The sequence below is a fragment of the Achromobacter sp. ESBL13 genome, assembly GCF_036668755.1.
Taxonomy (GTDB): Bacteria; Pseudomonadota; Gammaproteobacteria; order Burkholderiales; family Burkholderiaceae_B; genus Achromobacter.
The window spans coordinates 232,754-249,967 of the sequence record NZ_JAZEVT010000004.1 but is presented as its reverse complement, the minus strand read 5'-3'; the positions used below and the strand labels follow the sequence as shown (position 1 = coordinate 249,967).

The window sequence follows — 17,214 nt, the reverse complement described above, 5'->3', positions numbered from 1 at the left end:
CATCAGGTCGCCTCGCGCGCCACGAACTCCCGCAGCCATTGGCGGATGATCGTCGTGTGCCGCGCCTCGGCCGCTTCGGCTTCGCGCGACTGGGCCGCCAGGTCGTCCTGGCCCTGCTGCTCGGCCAGTTCGGTCAGCAGTTCCCAAGACGCGTGATCCGTCAGTTCAGCGGTCAGCAACGCTTCCAGGCCTTGCGAAATACTGGTGCGCGGGTCGGTCAACACTTGCACCAGTCCCATCGACGCCATCGCGCTGGCATCGGCCCCCGGGGTCTGCGCCGTGGGGTCCGCGCCCAGTTTTTCGATGACGTCGACCAGCATGTGAAAGTGCGCCTCTTCCTCGTCACGGATCTTGATAAGGTCGGTGCGCAGGCCCGTGTTGCGGTCATCGCGGTCGGCCTCGACCTTGATCAGCATGGCTTCGTACAGGCGCACACCCGACCGCTCGTACGCCGCCCGCTGCCCAAGCTTGTCGATCAACACTTCCGGGTTGCGGCCGGTCAGCTTGCCCGCAACCGTGGTCAGCACGCCCTTGCCCGTGGCGGGCACCGGCACCGACCCCAGCCGCCCGGCGGAAACGATGGCCGCCGTGCGCTGCGCGACGGCCGCCTGCATGCCGCCCGGCGAAGGGCCCTGGTCGACCGCGAATTTCACTTGCATCGGCCCCTGCACGGGCGCCATCTGCATGCCGGTGCGATTCATCCCGGTCTTGGTGGCTTTTTCCATGGTTGGCTCCTTATTGCTGCGGGCGTTCGGCGCGCCGGTTCAGTTCAGTGCCCGGCGTCCACACGTAGCCGGCGGACACCATGCTGCTGGGCGACCCGGACGCATTCAGGATGCCGCGCGCTTCGACCGATGCCTGGCTTTCCTGATCGCCCGGCACGTAGGCGGTGCCCTTGGCGCGCAAGCCGGTTTCCTTGGCCAGCACGGCGCGCACAAAATCGCGCTGCGGCGCAAACTTCAGCGGCGACGGAATGACCGACCCCAGCACCTCTTCCGGATCACGCCGTTCGATCTGCTTGAACAGGTTTTTCACCATCGACAGATGGCCCAGCTCGTAGTCCAGGAAGCGTTCCCAGATGGCCTTGATCCTGGGATTCGTTTCCTGCTCCACACAGCTGTAATAGGTGAAGACTTCGGTGGCTTCGTGGATCAGCAATTTTTCCAACAGCGATTCATCCGGGTCCTGCAACGACCCATACTGCGTCACGTGCTGCTCTTCCACCGACGCGATCTCGGCGTACAGCTGGCGTGCCAGCGGGTCGGCAAACAGCGGCCCGATGTTCATGTAGTAGTCATGCGTCTGGTATTCCGCCGCCGTGATCAACGTGGCGTGCATCTTGGTCAACAGCGCCGCCTGCTGGCGCTGATACGAATGCCTGACGTCGTCCTCGGGCGCGCGATGCTCGTCCAGGGTGGGCCGGCCGGGCACGATGTCGGTATAGCCCTGAAGAATATTGTTGGCGTCCTTGCCTTCCAGCCGATCCAGCATCGCGCTGTAGCGGTACAGATGGTCAAAGTCCTCCAGCAGGCCATAGCGATAACTCTGCGCCTGATACGGGTCCGGCTCGGCCTGCGCCACCGCCGCCGTCACTTCAATGGCCACCTGCTCGTACGCGATGGTGGTCTCAAGCGGCGAATGGTCGGCCGATAGCAGCCAATTGATCATCGTGGCTTGATGCTGCTCGACCCGCCGCAGTTGCGCCAACGGCACACGCAGCGGCTCGTTGAAGCGGCTGGCAATGTGCTTGAGCCGCAGCGCGTCCAGCTCCAGCCCGTTCAGCAAGATGATCCGCACGCGCGTGAACGCATCATCGTCCAACTTGCTGATCGGCTTGCCGGCCATTTCCGCCCAGGTGAATCGCTGCTTTTCCAGCGGCACTCCGGCGTTGTCCCATAAGTTGTTGATCATGCCCATATCGGCCTCCACGAAAACCGCAGGGGACAGCAAACTGCGTGCCTGCATCGCCGCATTTTTCATGCAGGGACAGGAATCGGCAGGAACGGTGATTGCTGTAGGTGCAGCCCCAGGCAACGCTCTGCCTGGCACCTTTTTCGGAGAACGACATGGAAACGACCTCCCGGCCATCCAACGATCACTTGAACGACTGGCTTCGCGACGCGCACGCGATGGAAGAACAGGCAGAAACCATGCTGTCCAGCATGCTGTCGCGCATCAAGAACTACCCCGAACTCAGCCAGCGCATCTCGCAGCACATCGAAGAAACGCGCGGCCAGCAAGCCGTGGTCAAGCGTTGCCTGGAACGGCGCGGACAAGACAACTCCACCTTGAAAGACATGGCCGGCAAGGCGATGGCAACGTTTCAGGGGTTTTCGGGCGTGCTGGCCTCCGATGAAATCATCAAGGGCTCGATGTTCAGCTTCGCCTTCGAGAACCTGGAAATCGCCGCCTACAAGAACATCATCGAAGCCGCGCGCTACGTGGGCGACACGGAAACCGCCATTGAATGCGATCGCATCTTGCAGGAAGAGATCGCGATGGCGCAGTGGTTGGAAAAAAATACCGGCGCGGTGGTGCGGCATTTCCTGATGCTGGCCGACGAACCCGACGCCACCGCCAAGCGCTAACGCCGGACCGCCGCCCATGCGCTGCCGCCTTGTTGTTGCGCCCGCCCTGCCATGAGCATGGACGCCCGCCCTGCTTCGCGTATGTCGATGTTCAAGCGCTGCATGTGGACGTTCCTGGCGGTGGCCGGCATTGCCGCCTTTTACCAGGGTTGGATTCTGCTGCATGCCCACCATCCGCTGGTGGGCGATGCCCTGCTGGGCGGCCTGGCCGCCGCCGCCGCCACCGCGCTGGGCACCTTGCCCATCTTGTTCTGCAAGACGCTTTCCGACCGCACGCAAGACACCTTGCTGGGGTTCGGGGCGGGCATCATGCTGGCCGCCAGCGCCTTTTCGCTGGTGATGCCCGCGCTGGACGCGGCGGCCGACCTGGGCCTGGGTCGATGGGCCGCCGGCCTGACGGTGGGCGCCGCGATTTTGCTGGGCGCGGGCGCGCTGATGCTGATGGACCAGCGCATCCCGCACGAACATTTCATCAAGGGCAAGGAAGGCAAGGACGCCCGCGCCATGCGCCGCGCCTGGCTGTTCGCCTTCGCTATCACCCTGCACAACCTGCCGGAAGGGTTGGCGATTGGCGTGGGCTACGCCGGCAACGACGCCATGCGCGCCAGCGCCCTGGCACTTGGCATCGCCATCCAGGACGTGCCCGAAGGCCTGGTCATTGCCATCGCGCTGCGGGCGGCCGGCTATTCGCGCGCGTTTTCGGCCGCGCTGGGTGCGGCATCCGGCCTGGTGGAACCGGTGGGCGCCGTGCTGGGCGCGGCGCTGGTCGGCGGATCGGCGCAGCTGCTGCCGTGGGGCCTGGGCTTCGCGGCCGGTGCAATGCTGTTTGTCATCAGCCACGAGATCATCCCGGAATCCCATCGCAAGGGCCACGAAGCCTGGGCCACGGGCGGGTTGATGCTGGGCTTTGTGCTGATGACGTTGCTGGATACGGCGTTGGGCTAACGCGGTAAAGTAATCCACCCTTACTGTCATCCTCCCCCGACCTTCTCTTTCGGAGCCCCGGCCATGGAATTCGTGATTCCCCGTACCGCCGATTTGATGCTGTTCGTCAGTGCCGCCCTGATCCTGCTGGCCATCCCCGGGCCCGCGGTGCTTTACATCATCACGCAGTCGATCGAGCAAGGCCGCAAGGCCGGGCTGGTGTCCGACCTGGGCATCCACACGGCCACGCTGGTGCACGTACTGGCCGCGGCGCTTGGCCTGTCGGCGCTGCTGGCGTCGTCGGCGCTGGCCTTCGGCATCGTCAAGTACGCGGGCGCCGCGTACCTGATCTGGTTGGGTCTGAAGAAAATCCGCACGCGCCCCGTCCCGGCCACCATGGATGCTCTGCCCACGGCGCGCCGCTACGGCCGCCTGTTTCGCGACGGCTTCATCGTCAACCTGCTTAACCCGAAGACGGCCTTGTTCTTCCTGGCCTTCCTGCCGCAGTTCGTGGACGTCAGCCGTGGGCATGTCGCCTCGCAGGTGGTGTTTCTGGGGCTGGTGTTCGTGTTGCTGGGCCTGATCAGCGACGGCTGCTATGCGCTGGCGGCCAGTGCCGCCGGCCGCTGGCTGCGCCGCAGCCGGGGCTACCTGCAATTTGAACGTTACGTCGGCGGCGCGATGCTGATTGCGCTGGGCGTTACGGCCGCGCTGGCAGGCAACCACCCTAAGAAGTAACCGCGCGACGCGGGCCGGCTTGGCCCCGCGCCGGCCCGCCCGGCGTGCCCAGCCCATGCAGTAACGCTTATGGCGTCCTCAGATTTATTCATTGGGCGCTAATGTCTTCCCTGCCCATAATCGTCAACGAATTACAGGGCGCCGTCTGGCGCTGGTTATCGATGATGCAAAGGGAAATCACATGTTGGAAAAATTGCTGGCGCGCGCCTGGCGCGCCTCCGCGCTTGCATGCCTGACGCTTGCGGGCGCGACCGCCGTCGCGGCGGAGTATCCGGAAAAACCCATCAAGCTTGTCGTGCCGCAAGCGGCGGGTGGCGGCACGGACGTTATCGGCAGGCTGTGGGCTGATTATGTTTCCCGCCAGCTCAAGACGCCCGTGGTCGTTGAAAACCGGCCGGGCGCCAATGGCATCCTGGCATCCAGCTATGTCGCCAAGCAACCCGCCGACGGCTACACCGTGCTGGTCAGCGGCATCTCGTACCTGGCGTTCAATCCGCACATGTACAAGGACATGCCGTATCAGCCGGAGCGCGACTTTGACGGCATCAGCCTGCTGGTCAACACGCCATTCCTGTTGGTGACCAGCAAACAGACGGGCGCGCGCGCGCTGGACGATCTGGTCAAGATGGCACAGGCGCAGCCGCAATCCCTGAATTTTGCGTCGGCGGGCAAAGGCAACTCGACGCATCTGGTCGTCGAGATGCTGTCCAAGCGCCTGAACATGCCGCTGACCCATGTGCCGTACAACGGCGCGGCGGCGGGCCTGACCAGCGTGATGGCGGGCCAGACCGAATTGATGGCCGATGTGCTGAACACCGCCGCCGTGCAAGCCAACGCCGGCAAGGTCGTGCCGCTGGCCGTCGTGGGCAGCAAGCGCGCGACCAGCGTGCCCGATGTGCCGACGCTGGAAGAACTTGGCGTGGCGGATTTCCCCCTGCCTGGCTGGTATGCCCTGGTCGCGCCCAAGGGCACGCCGGCCACGGCGATCGCACGGCTTAACGCGGAAACGCGGCGCTTCTTCGACGACCCGGCTGTCAAGGCTCGCCTGCTGGAATTGCAGCTGGAACCGCTACCGTCGGCCCCGCAGACGGTGGCCGAATGGACGCGGCGCGATAGCGCAACCTGGGGGCCGCTGATCCGCCAGCTTGGCCTTGGCAACGAATAGCGCTTTACCACAAGGAAATACACCATGCCCAAACTCACCAAGGCTGTCTGGCAATACCGGCTGGACAAGATGACCGCGATGATGGACGACCTGGCGGTTGACGCCATCGTCTTCACGTCAGCGGATTTTTTTCAGTTCGCCACCAACTTCCACACCGACGTCCTGCCCTGGGAACGGCCGATCTTTGCCGTCGTGCCCCGTAACGGCACACCGTTTTTGGTGATGAACGAGCTGTCCACGCATCACATGCGGTTTTCGCAGGACCAGGGCAAGGTCTGGATCACCGATATCACTTACTACGCCGAGCACCCGCGCGTGACCAACCGGCTGCCGCTGATCACGCAGCTGCCCGAGGTGCTGGCGGCGCGTCTGAAATCGGCCGGCCTGGCGCGTTCACGCATCGCCGTGGAGGGCGGCAGCCCGGTGCTGGCGGCGGTCGGGCGGCTGCTGCCCGAAATTGTGCTGCGCCCCGCCACGCCGGAGTGCCGGTCGTTGCGCTGGCAAAAGCACGAAGAAGAACTGGCCGTCATGGCGGCGGCCGCGTCCATCTCGGACTGGATTCAGGACCGTTACCGCGAGAACATTCGCCCCGGCCGCCTGGTTCAAGAGCTGGACTTCGCGATGGCGTCGCTGTTCGTGCAGGAAGCGGCCGAACGCTTTCCCGGCGAACATTTCGAGGTGATTCGCTGCTGGACGTTGAGCGGCCCGGCGTCCGCGTCCCCGCATGGCGACGGCGCGTCCTGCGGCGCGCGCATCAAGGAAGGCGACGTGCTGGTCAACATCGTCATCCCGCGCCTGAATGGGCTGACCATCGAGAACGAACGGACCTGGTTCTGCGGTACGCCTTCCGCCGAACAGACCCGGTTGTGGTCGGCGGCCAAGGCGGCCAACGAGGCGGCCATCGACGCCGCCAGGACCGGCAACCCGGTTTGCATGATCGACGCCGCCGCGCAAGCCGAAATCGAAAAAGCCGGCTACGCCGACTTCATCCGCCATCGCACCGGGCATGCCGTGGGCATCATCCACCACGAGTATCCCGAAGACATGGCATTTTGCCAGCGCCCGCTGCTGGACAACGAGGTGTACTCCGCCGAACCGGGCATCTACGCCTATGGCATCGGCGGCTTCCGGCTGGATGACACGGTGGTCGTGGGCGACACCCCACGCGTCTTGACGCATACGCCCAAGACGCTGGAGTACGCCACCGTCAAGTAGCGCTTGCGCCGCCGTTCCCCGTTTCGGCAAGGCTGCCGGCTTCTTCGCGCAAGGTATCGCGCAAGGCCGGCAGCACAATGCTGGGGGAATCCGCCGCCCACAGCATGCCGATGGGGCCGAACTCCAGTCGTGACGGCACGCGGATGATGCGGATCAGGTTCAGCTGTTCATACATGTGCGCCACCGAGCTTGCCAAGGTGGCGATGTAGTCGCGGTCTTGCAGCATGGACAGCAGCGCCACCAGCGAACTGGTCTCGACGGCGGGCCTGGGCGGCGGCATGCCGGCGTCTGCCACCGCCTGGTCCAGCCGCATCCGCGACAAGGTGCCGGGTGGCGGCAGGATCCACGGGTACGCGCCGGTATCTTCCCACCGTGGCGCGTCCATTTCAGCCAGCGGATGGCCGCGTCGCGCCACCACGCTGAAGGAGTCCGTCATCAGCCATTCCGTGCACAGGCCCGAGCGGCTGGCGCGCACGTCCAGCGGGCCGATGATCAAATCGATTTCGCGGCGTTCAACCCGCTCTATCAAGGGTTCCAGCAAGCCCTCCACCAGTTCGATCTGCACCTTGGGAGAACGCTGGTGCAGCGCCGCGATGGCGCGCGGCAGCAACACGGGCGCGGCGGACAGGATCGTGCCGATATGCAGATGCCCCGCCACGCCGCCCTTCACCGCCTCGATTTCTTCGCCCGTGCGCGCCGTGTCTCCCAGCACGCGACATGCATAGCGCCATAGCGCGCGCCCGGCTTCGGTCAATTCCAGCTTGCGGCCCCGCACGAAAAGCGCCGTGCCGACCAGCTCTTCCATATCGCTGAGCCAGTGCGACAGCGCGGGCTGCGTCATGTGCATGGCCTTGGCGGCCGCGGTGACGCTGCCCGCGCTTTCCAATGCCGTCAGCACCTGTAGGTGTCGAAGCTTCAGGCGGCGAGTCCAGGCAAGATCGGTCGAGGCGTTTTCCATGCGGAAATGGTAATGGATATCTCAGCTTTATTCATTAGCTCTACATGGCCTTTGGCGGCCAAAATGGCTTTCCACCACCGATGGAAACCAGGCCGTGACAAGTTCAACAAACCTGCCGCCGCAAGCGGATGCGCTAAGTGCAATGGCGCGCGCGCTGGCCGGCGGTCCGCAGCCGCACGCCGGGCTGCAAGGGCTGGCCGCCGCCTTGGCGGAACGCATCGGCTACCGCTTGTTCACCGTCCTGGTCCTTGACCGGCAGGCGGGCTTGAGCCGCCGCTATTTCTCCAGCCTGCCGGACGCCTACCCGCCCGGCGGCGCCAAGCCGATACGCGAAGACAGCGATTTTTTTGCCCGCGTCGTGCAAGACGGCAAAGCCAGGATATGCGCGGACCGCGCCGCCTGCGAAGCGGCGTTTCCGGATCATGAACTGATCCGCTCACTGGGCTGCGAAAGCGCGGTCAACGTGCCCGTGCGCTGGGACGGCCAGACCATTGCCTCGCTCAACCTTCTGCATCAGGCAGGCTGGTACCGCGCCGACATGCTGGCGGAGCTTGACTGGTATGGCGCGCTTGCCATTCCGGTGGTCCAGAACATTATTCAAACAGTACGACACCAAGGGGAACAACCATGAAACGCCTGTGCACTTACCTTGCCGCGCTGCTGCTGCCTTGCAGCATGGCGCAAGCCGCCTCCGCCGACGCTTATCCGGCCAAGGCCATCACCATCGTCTATCCCTATGCGCCCGGGTCCGCGTCCGACACGATGACCCGGCTGCTGGCCGAGTCGATGTCCAAGCGCCTGGGCCAGCCCGTCATCGTGGACAGCAAGCCGGGCGCGGGCGGTTCCATCGCCACCGAACATGTCGTGCGTGCCGCCCCCGACGGCTATACGCTGCTGCTCAGCGCCAGCGGGACCATTTCGGTCAACCCGCACATCTACAAGCTGCGCTACAGCACGCTGGACGACCTGGCGCACATTTCAATCGCCGTCGAAGTGCCGTTCGTCTTCGTCGTCAACAAGACCTTTCCGGCGCAGACCTATGCGGCCTTCAAGGCGCTGGATGGTTCCAAGCCGGGCGGCCTGACGTCGGCCAATGCGGGCCTGGGCACGCAGGCGCATCTGACGCAGGCAGCCTTCGCCAAGCTGGCGGGGCTGAACCTGAGCATCATCGGCTACAAGGGCGCGGCACCCGCCGTCAATGACATCCTGGGCGGGCACGTGGATTCCATGATGGACAACGCGGCGTCCCAGATCCCGTACGTCACCGCCGGCAAAACGACCGCGCTGTTCGTCACCAGCGACTATCGTTTCAGCGGCTACCCCCAGGTGCCGACCGCCAAGGAAGTCGGCGTGACAGGCTTGGTGCCGGCCGGCTGGTTCGGGCTGGCGGCGCCCAAGGGCACGCCCCCCGCCATCGTCGACAAGCTTCACGACGCGGTCGCCGCCAGCCTGAAAGAACCCGACATGCAGCGCAAGTTGCAGGAACTGGGGTGGGTCGTCGTCGGCAATACGCCGGGCGAAGCACTGGCACGCGCACGCAAGGACTACGACCTGCTGGGGCAGGTGGCCCGGGACATCTCGTTAAAGCCCAATTGACGCCCGGGCGGGCCCCGTCGGCCCGCCCGCCCCGCCCTTTTTTCCTCACACGAAACACGCGGGTTTGTGGCAGGATGCGCGTGCATCCGACTTTTTGCGAGCCCGCCACGGGCTCGCGATGCCACCAACCACGGAGTGTCATTCGAATGAAGTTCAAAGCCTTGGCCCTGGGTATCCTGCTGGTCGGCGCAAACGCCGCACAGGCGGCGACCGTAAAGGAAGTGTTCAACGGCGCCATGTTGGGCGCGAACCAGCGTTATCTTGAATCGGTTGCCGGCGTGCCTCGGGAATCCTTCGGCAATGACCACGTCTTCGTGGTGCAACAGTGTCAGGTCAGGGCCACCATCGGCAACGGCAAGGTGACGGCGCTGCGCCTGGAGCTGGCCCCGGGCTGCGAGGCCGACTTGAAGAGCTTCATCGGCGAAGACGCGCCCAAGGCCGGCCAGCCCATCACCCCGGGCATGTTCGGCCGGGGCCTGCGCTACACCGCGGATTGCCTCTCGCAGTGCGGCAACGCGGCGGACCCGTCCGTCTACGCGCTGTGGACGGCGCCGCGATCGTCGGGCGCCGTGGAAGTGCTGATGGAATTGGTGTTGGTCAGCGGCAAGGCACTGGACGCCGCCGATGCCTGGGAAGCCCAGATCAAGAAGGCGGCCGGCGAGGACTACGTGATGGACACCAAGTTCAATTGCGAAACGCGCTTTGACGACGCGGCCCAGGCCGCCTTCAAGGACGTGCCCGTCACCGCCATCACCGTGGGCTACGGTCTGCCCACGCAGCGTTGCCAATAAGTGGTCTGGTTGAATTCAGGAATGTGGCCTGACTGAACAGGCCGCCACAGCCCTACACTTTTGCTTTCCGTGCCGGCCGGCCATCGTCAAGATGCCGGCCGCATTTCTTGAAAGTGTGGAGTGCTGTCATGAATCCATCGCCGGTCAGGCTACGCGCCGCCGACTTCTTTTCCCCGACCGTTGCGGCGCTGATCTCGGTGCTGGTCAATTACGGCGGCACCTTTGTGCTGGTGTTCCAGGCGGCCGAGCTGGCCGGGCTGACACCGGCGCAGACCGCGTCGTGGGTCTGGGCGGTGTCCGTGGGCGTGGGCATCACGGGGGCAATGCTCAGCTTTCGCTACAAGGCGCCCATCATCACCGCGTGGTCCACGCCCGGCGTCGCGTTCCTGGCCACGGTGATGCCATTCACCCCGTATGGCGAAGTGATCGGCGCGTATGTCATTTCAGCGCTGGGCTTCGTGGTGCTGGGCATGTCGGGCGCCTTTGAGAAGCTGGTGCGTCTGATACCGGGCGGCATCGCGGCGGGCCTGCTGGCAGGCATCCTGCTTCAATTCGGCGTCAATGCCTTTGGCGGCGCCAGCGTCGACCCGCTGCTGGTCATCGTCCTGGTGGTGTCGTACGCGCTGCTCAAGCGATTCACGTCGCGCTTTGCCGTGGTCGGCATCCTGGTCATCGGCCTGGCGATGCTGATCGCGCAGGGCCGCATTGATTTTTCTGTTGTACACCTGAGCCTGGCCACACCGGTATTCGAAATGCCGCGGTTTTCGCTGAACGCCTTGCTGGGCGTGGCGCTGCCCCTGTTCATCATCACACTGACCGGCCAGTACATGCCGGGCATGCTGGTGCTGCGCAACGACGGCTTCAAGACCAGCGCCAACCCGATTCTGGTCACGACGGGTTTGGGCTCGTTGCTGATGGCCCCGTTTGGCGCGCACGCGTTCAACGTCGCGGCGATCACGGCGGCCATCTGCACCGGCCCGGACGCGCATCCCGACCCGCGCAAGCGCTACCTGGCCGGCCTGGCGTGTGGACTGTTCTACGTTTTGGTGGGCACCTTCGGCGTGACGCTGGCCTCGCTGTTCATGGTGCTGCCCAAGGCCTTCATCACCACGCTGGCCGGGCTGGCGCTGCTGGGCGCCATCGGCGGCAGCCTGGCCAACGCGATGGCCGACGCCCGCACCCGCGAAACCGCGCTGATCACCTTCCTGGCCACCGCCGCGAATGTCACGCTGCTGGGCGTGGGCGGCGCGTTCTGGGGGCTGGTCGCCGGGTTGACGGCGCATTTGCTGATCCACGGCGGCCATCGCACGCTGATCGGCGGTGCTGCCAGACCGTAGGGGGGACGGCGGCGGCAGCACGCGCGTCACGGGTTCGACCACCGCAATGCATGCCCCAGGCGCTACCGCAGTGGGGTGCGCGCCAATACGTGGCGCAGCCGCAGCATGGCGGCTTCGATCTCGTGTTCGGCCAAGGACGCGTAGCCCAGCAGCCACCCTTCCAGGCGATCCGCCCCCGCGTACAGGCGGCTGATGCCCGGCAGCACGATACCGGCTTCGGCCGCTTGCCGGATGGTCTGTGATTCGGACCATCCCGGTTGCAGCAGGCAAGGCACCTGCAAACCACCCGGTGGCCGGATGGCGGTGACGATGTCCGCCAGATGCCGCCCGATTGCATCCAGCATGCAGGCCCGACGCGACGCGTACAGCTTGCGCATCGCCCGCACGTGGGCGTTGTAGTGGCCATCTTCCATGAAGCGCGCCAGCGTCAGTTGCAGCACCTGCGGCGTGTGCCCGTCCATGATGCTGCGGGCGCGGGCAAAGGCGTCGACCAGCTCAAGCGGCAAAGCCATGTAGCCCATTCTCAAGCCGGGGAACAGCGTCTTGCTGAAGGTGCCCAGATACAAGGTCCGATCAAACTGGTCCACGCCCTGCACGCACGCGGTAGGCGGGCCGTCGTAATGGAATTCGCTGTCGTAATCGTCTTCGATGATCCAGCGCCGGTTCTCATGCGCCCAGCGCGTCAGCATCAGGCGCCGCTCCAGCGACAGGATGGCGCCCGTGGGGTATTGATGCGACGGCGTCACATAGACGCAGCTGGCGCCGCTGGGGTCCTGCCGCAGCAGGTCCATGCGGATGCCGTCCGCGTCCACATCGATCGGCACGATACGGGCCTGCGCGGCTTCAAACGCCTTGCGCGCGCCGAAGTAGCCCGGGTTCTCCATCAGGAGCGGGCCATCGGCATCCACCAGCAACTGCGCGCACAGGGACAGCGCCTGCCGCGTGCTGGACAAGACCAGGATCTGGTCCGCCGACACCCGGGCGCCGCGCTCCAGGTTCAGGTAGGCCGCAATCGCGCGGCGCAGCGGCTCGGCTCCTTGCGGGTCGCCATGCAGCAGCACACTGTCGCGATGCGCTTTGAGCACCTGGCGTTGCAGGCGCTGCCAGACATCGACGGGAAAGGTGCGCGTTTCGGGCAGCCCGGTGGCGAACGCCTTGACCGCTTGCTGATCGGTCACGCCGCCGCTGTCGAAGATCGTCGTGCCGCGCCGGCTGAGGCCGGGGCTTGCCTTGAGCGGCGCCGCATTGCCGCCTTGCCCGGCCCTTACCGCCTGAATCGCCCTTACTCCCTGCCCCGCCCTGACGCCACGCCGCGACCGGACGCGCGCGCCCGCTCCGCGCAGGACGGCGCCCACGGTATCGGACACATAGCTGCCCGACCCTTCGCGCCGCACGATATAGCCGTCACGATGCAGCTGCACGTAGGCGTTTTCCACGGTGTCTCGCGCCACGCCCAGCGACAAGGCCAGCCCGCGCGTGGCGGGCAGCTTCACGCCCGCGCCCAGCGCACCGTCCAGGATCAGCGCGCGTAGCGCGCGCTGGATGCGCTGGTGCAGATCCAGGCGCGCCAACTGCGCGTCGCCCATCCGCATTTTCAGCGTGTCGAGTTCGAAGGTTTTCACCATGCGGCAGGATGCAGATGCCGATGCAACTGCCGCAACTGCCGCAATTGCCGCAGCCGCCGCGGCGATTTTTCAGGGTCTTGCCGGGTCATGATCAGTCCTTGCGGTGGACCGGCCACGGCTCGCGCGAGGCGAGCCGTGGCGCGTGGACGCCGTAATTTAACGGATCGGCATCAATACCGGTAATTCACGCCCAGCATCGCGCTGAACGGCGCGCCGTAGTAGTTGCTGTAGACGTTGGTGCTGGCGTAGTACTTCTTGTCAAAGACGTTGTTCAGGTTCAAGGTTGCCGACCATTGGCGGTTGACCTGGTAGCGCGCCATCAGGTCAACCAGCGCATAGCCGCTTTGCGACGATTCAAACTGCTGGCCGCCGGGGCCACGGCTGGAATAGTCGCTGCCGCTTTCCCAACGCAGGCCGCCGCCCACGGTCAGCGCGCTCAGGTCGCCCGGCAGGCGATACGTGGTGTAAAGCTTGGCGATGTGGCGCGGCAGCCCGACCTGTGTGATGAAACCTTGCGGCAGGCGGCGGTCCACGTAGGCATACGACAACTGCACCTGCCAGCCCGGGGTCAGCTCACCGCTGAGCTCGGCTTCCACGCCGCGCATCACCGCGCCATCGGCCGCCACATAGGCGCTGTCGCCATTGGGCGCCAGCTTGTCGCCGTCCACCATGGCGTAGTTGTCCTGCCGCGTGCGGAACAACGCCACCGAACCGTTCAGCCGGCCATCCAGCCACGTCGACTTCAGGCCGACTTCATAGGTATTGCCCTTGATGGGTTCCAGCACGCCGCCGGACACATTCTGCGCCTGCTGCGGTTGAAAGATGCTGGTGTAGCTGGCGTACGCGGACAGGGTCGGTGTCAGGTCGTAGACCAGCCCGGCGTAAGGCGTGTAGACGCCCTGCTCGCGCATATTGTCGGGATACGAGGTGCCGTCGTTGTAGTTGTAGGACGCCTGCTGGTCCCACCACGTCACGCGCGATCCCAGCACCACGGACAAGGCATCCGTCGGCCGCAGGCGCAGCGCGCCGTAGATCGACGACTGCTTTTCGGTGTAATCGCGCTTGCCCGTGGTCTGCCAGTCCGGCTCCGGCATGTTGCCGGACCAGCCGCGTATGTCCGGGATCTTGGCGTCGTAGCCCGGCGCGGTCCACAGCGGGTACATGTCGTAGTCGCCATTGGTGTGCGAGGCGCTGGCGCCGATCACCACGTCGTGCTGGCGGCCGAACGCGTTGAAGGCGCCGGTCAGGCTGGCGTCCACGGCGTTCTGGGTTTTGGGAATGGGCCATTTGGCGACCCACAGGGACGCGCCTTTGCCCGTGTTCGGGTCTGCCCAACCATTGCTGCTGAACCAGCCATATGTGCGGTCGTTGTCGTCGCCCGTGTGCGACACGGTCACCGAGCCCTTCCACAGCGGCGCAAATTCGTGGTCCAGCGTGGCGAACACGTTGTAGCGGGTACGCGTCTGGCGGCTCCAGTCGGTGGCCGAGTTGAAGCTCTGGCGGAAATCCGTCTTGGTGCCGTCCGCGTAGGCCGCCGGAAAGCCGAAGTACGAGCATGCCGTGCAGTGCTTGCGCTGATATTCCCCGCCCAAGGTCAGCATGGTGCGTTCGCCAAGATCGGCTTCGATCACGCCGTACAGCAGCTGCGAATCCTGCTTGACGCGGTCGATGAACGAGCCGCCCTCTTGCCACGCGCCCACGACGCGGCCACGCAGCTTGCCGGCTTCGTCCAGCGGGCTGCCCAGGTCGAATTCCGTGCGCTTGTAGTCCCACGACCCCACGGCCGCGCCCACGCTGGCCTGGAATTCCGACGTGGGACGCTTGCGCACCAGGTTGATGGACGCCGCCGGGTTGCCCGCGCCGTTCAACAAACCCGTGGACCCGCGCACCACTTCAATGCGGTCGTACAGCGCGGTGTCCAGCCCCAGCGCATTGAAGTCCTTGTGCGTGGGCACGCCGTCCACCTGCATGTTGGTGACTTCCAGCCCACGTGCGTACAGGCCCTTTTCGTTGTCATCGGCCGAGCCCTTCTTCTTGAAGGTCAGTCCGGGCGTGTTGGCGATGGCGTCTTCCAGCGTATTCAAGCCCTGGTCCGACAAGCGTTGGCGCGTCATCACCGAGACCGACTGCGGCGTTTCGCGCAACGTCATCGGCAGCTTGGTGGCGGTGGTGGACACGCCCACGGTGTACGAGTCGGTGCCTTCGCTGGGGCCTGGTTCACGCGAGCCCAGGACCTCGACGGGCGCCAGCGTCTGCGCCGCCGCACGGCGCACCCCGTAGTTGTTGCCGCCCTGGCTGACCGCTTCCAGCCCCGTGCCCGCCAGCATCGCGGCCAACCCCGAGGCGATGCCGTATTCCCCTTGCAGGCCGGCGCTTTGCTTGCCTTGCGTCAGCGACGCGTCAAAGGACAGCACCACGCCGGCCTGGGCGGCGTAGCGGCTCAGGGACAGGCCCAGCGGTCCGGCAGGCACGTCGTAGCGACGCGTGCTGGCGGCCGTGTCGGCGGCTTGCGCCCAGGCGGGCGGGGCAAACGCCAGCGTCATCAACGCGGTGAAGACGGCGCAGGCAACAGGCGCCAAGGCACCGGGGTGGCAAGGTTTGGTCAGTAGGGAAGGCATGGGATGAAGTTTCCGTGAATCAAATCCGACGTAATCCCTGCTAAGTCGGACGAGCGCGGAAAAAGGACAATGCCCAACGAAAATAATCTCAGCCCCGGGCGCTGATCCGGGTGTAGTAGCGCGTGAAACGGGATATGCGCACGGGCAATGCGCGTTCCACGGCGGCCAGCGCGCGGTCGGTGTCGTCAATGGGAAAGGCCCCTGACACGCGCAGCTGCGCCACCGCATCGTCGCAGCGCAAGTGGCCGGGGCGGTAGCGGTCCAGCTGCGCCACGAAGTCGGCCAGACGCATGCCGTCCACAATCAGCAGTCCACGCGTCCAGGCGTCCGGCTCGCCGAAGATCTGCCCTTCATGGCGGGCGGCGGCGGCTTGCAGCACACCCTGTTCGCCGGCCTTAAGCACCAGCGCCGCGCCACCGTCGGCCGGCAGCAGTTCGACGGCATGGCGCAGCACGGCCACGCGGGTCAGGTCGTTCAGGCGCTGTACGGTAAAGCGCGTGCCCAGGGGCCGCACGGTGCCGTGGGGCGTGGTCACGCGCAGCGGGGGCAGGCCGGGCGCGGCGTGTTCGGTGTCGATCAGGATTTCGCCCGCGTGCACGGTGATGTGGCGGCCGCGCGCGTCCATGGACACGTCCACCGCGCTGGCACTGTCCAGCCACAGCAAGGTGCCGTCCGTCAGCGTCAGTTCGCGCCGCTGGCCCGTGCCCATGCGGTAGTCGGCCAGATAGCCGGCCACCATCTGGTCAACCGGCAAGACACGCCAGGCCAGCATGCCGCCCGCGCCCAGCAGCGCCACCGCGCCCAAGCCGCTGCGCAACACGGCGCGTCGGCGCGCAAAGTGGTGGTCGGCGCGGTTCAGCGTATCGGCCGCCAGCCGGGCAGGCGCCGCGCCCAGGGTGCCGCGCAGCCGTTCCACCTGGCGCCAGATGCGGGCGTGTTCAGGGTCGGCGGCCAGCCAGCGGCCATGCGCCGCCACGTCGGCCGCGCTGACTTCGTCGGCGCACAGGCGCGCGTACCATTGCGCCGCAGCGGTAATCGTCTTGTCGGCCATCGGCTTCTACTGCCTTTCCAAGGCGTACACCAGACAATGCTCGGTGGCGCGCGCCATGTACTTCTTCACCGAACTGACGGTGACGCCCAACTGCACGGCGATGTCCGCATAGCTGGCGCCTTCCACTTGCGACATCAGGAAGGCGCGTCGCACCTTGTGCCCCAGCCCGTGCAGCATGGCGTCGATCTCGCGTATGGTTTCCAGCAGGATGGCCTGAGTCTCGGGGGAAATGGCGTGCGCTTCGGGCTGCTGCGCCAGCGTTTCCAGCCAGGCGCGTTCCAGCACCTGGCGCCGGATGTGATCCACCAGCGTGCGCTGCGCCACCGTCGCCAGAAAGCTGCGCGGCTGCCGCACGCCTTGCAACTGCGCCATCGACGCCGGCGAAGCCAGCAGGCGCATGAAGGTGTCCTGCGTCAGGTCAGCCGCTTCGGCGGGCACGTTCAGCCGCCTCAGCAACCAACCCCGCAACCATCCGTGATGGTCGCGGTAGAGCAAGCCCAGCGCTCGGTGCTCCAGAGATTCCAAGGACGACATGGCCGTGGCGACCGCTACCCCAATTTTTAAGAATGGGAATTGTAATCATTATTGATGGCGGCCGCCAAGCGGTG

The 17,214-nt window shown here is 65.7% G+C and carries 15 protein-coding genes and 1 pseudogene; 9 read left to right on the top strand and 7 right to left on the bottom strand.

What is annotated here, in order from left to right; all coding sequences use genetic code 11:
* Positions 1-2: 2 nt before the first annotated feature.
* Both V6F88_RS17920 and V6F88_RS17915 read right to left on the bottom strand, forming a co-directional pair.
* A complete protein-coding gene (locus V6F88_RS17920; protein WP_332611145.1) occupies positions 3-725 on the bottom strand; it encodes a ferritin-like domain-containing protein in 723 nt (240 codons plus the stop codon).
* 10 nt (positions 726-735) lie between these two features.
* On the bottom strand, positions 736-1,911 hold the full coding sequence (locus tag V6F88_RS17915; RefSeq protein ID WP_332611143.1) for a hypothetical protein: 1,176 nt from the start codon (positions 1,909-1,911) through the stop codon (positions 736-738).
* Between the two features lie 155 nt (positions 1,912-2,066).
* On the opposite strand from V6F88_RS17915, the gene V6F88_RS17910 reads away from it, so the two are divergent.
* The 5 genes from V6F88_RS17910 to V6F88_RS17890 all read left to right on the top strand — a co-directional run bounded on the left by V6F88_RS17910 (position 2,067) and on the right by V6F88_RS17890 (position 6,630).
* Positions 2,067-2,588: a ferritin-like domain-containing protein gene (locus V6F88_RS17910; RefSeq protein ID WP_332611142.1), complete on the top strand. Its 522-nt coding sequence runs from the start codon at positions 2,067-2,069 to the stop codon at positions 2,586-2,588.
* Positions 2,589-2,639: 51 nt separating this feature from the next.
* Entirely contained in the window at positions 2,640-3,533 is an 894-nt protein-coding gene (locus V6F88_RS17905; protein WP_442880334.1) for a ZIP family metal transporter, read from the top strand.
* A gap of 63 nt (positions 3,534-3,596) precedes the next feature.
* Complete coding sequence (locus tag V6F88_RS17900) at positions 3,597-4,250, top strand: LysE family translocator (protein ID WP_332611141.1); 654 nt, start codon at positions 3,597-3,599, stop codon at positions 4,248-4,250.
* Positions 4,251-4,431: 181 nt separating this feature from the next.
* Positions 4,432-5,415 carry a Bug family tripartite tricarboxylate transporter substrate binding protein gene (locus tag V6F88_RS17895; RefSeq protein ID WP_332611139.1) on the top strand — a complete coding sequence of 328 codons (984 nt, stop codon included), beginning with the start codon at positions 4,432-4,434 and terminating at the stop codon, positions 5,413-5,415.
* Positions 5,416-5,439: 24 nt separating this feature from the next.
* Positions 5,440-6,630 carry a M24 family metallopeptidase gene (locus V6F88_RS17890; protein ID WP_332611138.1) on the top strand — a complete coding sequence of 397 codons (1,191 nt, stop codon included), beginning with the start codon at positions 5,440-5,442 and terminating at the stop codon, positions 6,628-6,630.
* Here the strand turns inward: V6F88_RS17890 and V6F88_RS17885 are convergent.
* Positions 6,623-7,588, bottom strand: coding sequence for a LysR substrate-binding domain-containing protein (locus V6F88_RS17885; protein WP_332611137.1), 966 nt, complete (start codon positions 7,586-7,588; stop codon positions 6,623-6,625). The genes V6F88_RS17890 and V6F88_RS17885 overlap by 8 nt on opposite strands.
* 94 nt (positions 7,589-7,682) lie before the next feature.
* Here V6F88_RS17885 and V6F88_RS17880 point away from each other — a divergent pair, with 94 nt between their 5' ends.
* The 4 genes from V6F88_RS17880 to V6F88_RS17865 all read left to right on the top strand — a co-directional run bounded on the left by V6F88_RS17880 (position 7,683) and on the right by V6F88_RS17865 (position 11,312).
* Complete coding sequence (locus V6F88_RS17880; RefSeq protein ID WP_332611136.1) at positions 7,683-8,219, top strand: GAF domain-containing protein; 537 nt, start codon at positions 7,683-7,685, stop codon at positions 8,217-8,219.
* Positions 8,216-9,184, top strand: a complete 969-nt coding sequence (locus V6F88_RS17875) for a Bug family tripartite tricarboxylate transporter substrate binding protein (protein WP_332611135.1) — start codon at positions 8,216-8,218, stop codon at positions 9,182-9,184. Before V6F88_RS17880 ends, V6F88_RS17875 begins: the two co-directional genes overlap by 4 nt.
* 146 nt (positions 9,185-9,330) lie before the next feature.
* The gene (locus V6F88_RS17870; protein WP_332611134.1) at positions 9,331-9,975 is read left to right on the top strand and encodes a hypothetical protein; all 645 of its coding nucleotides are present in this window, start codon (positions 9,331-9,333) and stop codon (positions 9,973-9,975) included.
* A gap of 128 nt (positions 9,976-10,103) precedes the next feature.
* Positions 10,104-11,312, top strand: a complete 1,209-nt coding sequence (locus V6F88_RS17865; protein WP_332611133.1) for a benzoate/H(+) symporter BenE family transporter — start codon at positions 10,104-10,106, stop codon at positions 11,310-11,312.
* Positions 11,313-11,374: 62 nt separating this feature from the next.
* On the opposite strand, the gene pdxR is transcribed toward V6F88_RS17865, so the two are convergent.
* The 4 genes and pseudogenes from pdxR to V6F88_RS17845 all read right to left on the bottom strand — a co-directional run bounded on the left by pdxR (position 11,375) and on the right by V6F88_RS17845 (position 17,140).
* Complete coding sequence (gene pdxR / locus V6F88_RS17860) at positions 11,375-12,937, bottom strand: MocR-like pyridoxine biosynthesis transcription factor PdxR (RefSeq protein WP_332611132.1); 1,563 nt, start codon at positions 12,935-12,937, stop codon at positions 11,375-11,377.
* Between the two features lie 170 nt (positions 12,938-13,107).
* A complete protein-coding gene (locus V6F88_RS17855; RefSeq protein ID WP_332611131.1) occupies positions 13,108-15,555 on the bottom strand; it encodes a TonB-dependent siderophore receptor in 2,448 nt (815 codons plus the stop codon).
* Between the two features lie 445 nt (positions 15,556-16,000).
* Positions 16,001-16,606, bottom strand: a pseudogene (locus V6F88_RS27920) (FecR domain-containing protein); the annotation flags it as partial.
* A 6-nt stretch (positions 16,607-16,612) separates the two neighbouring features.
* The gene (locus V6F88_RS17845) at positions 16,613-17,140 is read right to left on the bottom strand and encodes a sigma-70 family RNA polymerase sigma factor (protein ID WP_332611127.1); all 528 of its coding nucleotides are present in this window, start codon (positions 17,138-17,140) and stop codon (positions 16,613-16,615) included.
* Positions 17,141-17,214: the final 74 nt, after the last annotated feature.

Coding starts and splice junctions, on each gene's coding strand:
- V6F88_RS17875 (WP_332611135.1), top strand. CDS start 8,216: ATGAAACGCCTGTGCACTTACCTTGCCGCGCTGCTGCTGCCTTGCAGC.
- V6F88_RS17855 (WP_332611131.1), bottom strand. CDS start 15,555: ATGCCTTCCCTACTGACCAAACCTTGCCACCCCGGTGCCTTGGCGCCT.
- V6F88_RS17895 (WP_332611139.1), top strand. CDS start 4,432: ATGTTGGAAAAATTGCTGGCGCGCGCCTGGCGCGCCTCCGCGCTTGCA.
- V6F88_RS17885 (WP_332611137.1), bottom strand. CDS start 7,588: ATGGAAAACGCCTCGACCGATCTTGCCTGGACTCGCCGCCTGAAGCTT.
- V6F88_RS17905 (WP_442880334.1), top strand. CDS start 2,640: ATGAGCATGGACGCCCGCCCTGCTTCGCGTATGTCGATGTTCAAGCGC.
- V6F88_RS17870 (WP_332611134.1), top strand. CDS start 9,331: ATGAAGTTCAAAGCCTTGGCCCTGGGTATCCTGCTGGTCGGCGCAAAC.
- pdxR (WP_332611132.1), bottom strand. CDS start 12,937: ATGGTGAAAACCTTCGAACTCGACACGCTGAAAATGCGGATGGGCGAC.
- V6F88_RS17845 (WP_332611127.1), bottom strand. CDS start 17,140: ATGTCGTCCTTGGAATCTCTGGAGCACCGAGCGCTGGGCTTGCTCTAC.
- V6F88_RS17920 (WP_332611145.1), bottom strand. CDS start 725: ATGGAAAAAGCCACCAAGACCGGGATGAATCGCACCGGCATGCAGATG.
- V6F88_RS17915 (WP_332611143.1), bottom strand. CDS start 1,911: ATGATCAACAACTTATGGGACAACGCCGGAGTGCCGCTGGAAAAGCAG.
- V6F88_RS17900 (WP_332611141.1), top strand. CDS start 3,597: ATGGAATTCGTGATTCCCCGTACCGCCGATTTGATGCTGTTCGTCAGT.
- V6F88_RS17890 (WP_332611138.1), top strand. CDS start 5,440: ATGCCCAAACTCACCAAGGCTGTCTGGCAATACCGGCTGGACAAGATG.
- V6F88_RS17865 (WP_332611133.1), top strand. CDS start 10,104: ATGAATCCATCGCCGGTCAGGCTACGCGCCGCCGACTTCTTTTCCCCG.
- V6F88_RS17910 (WP_332611142.1), top strand. CDS start 2,067: ATGGAAACGACCTCCCGGCCATCCAACGATCACTTGAACGACTGGCTT.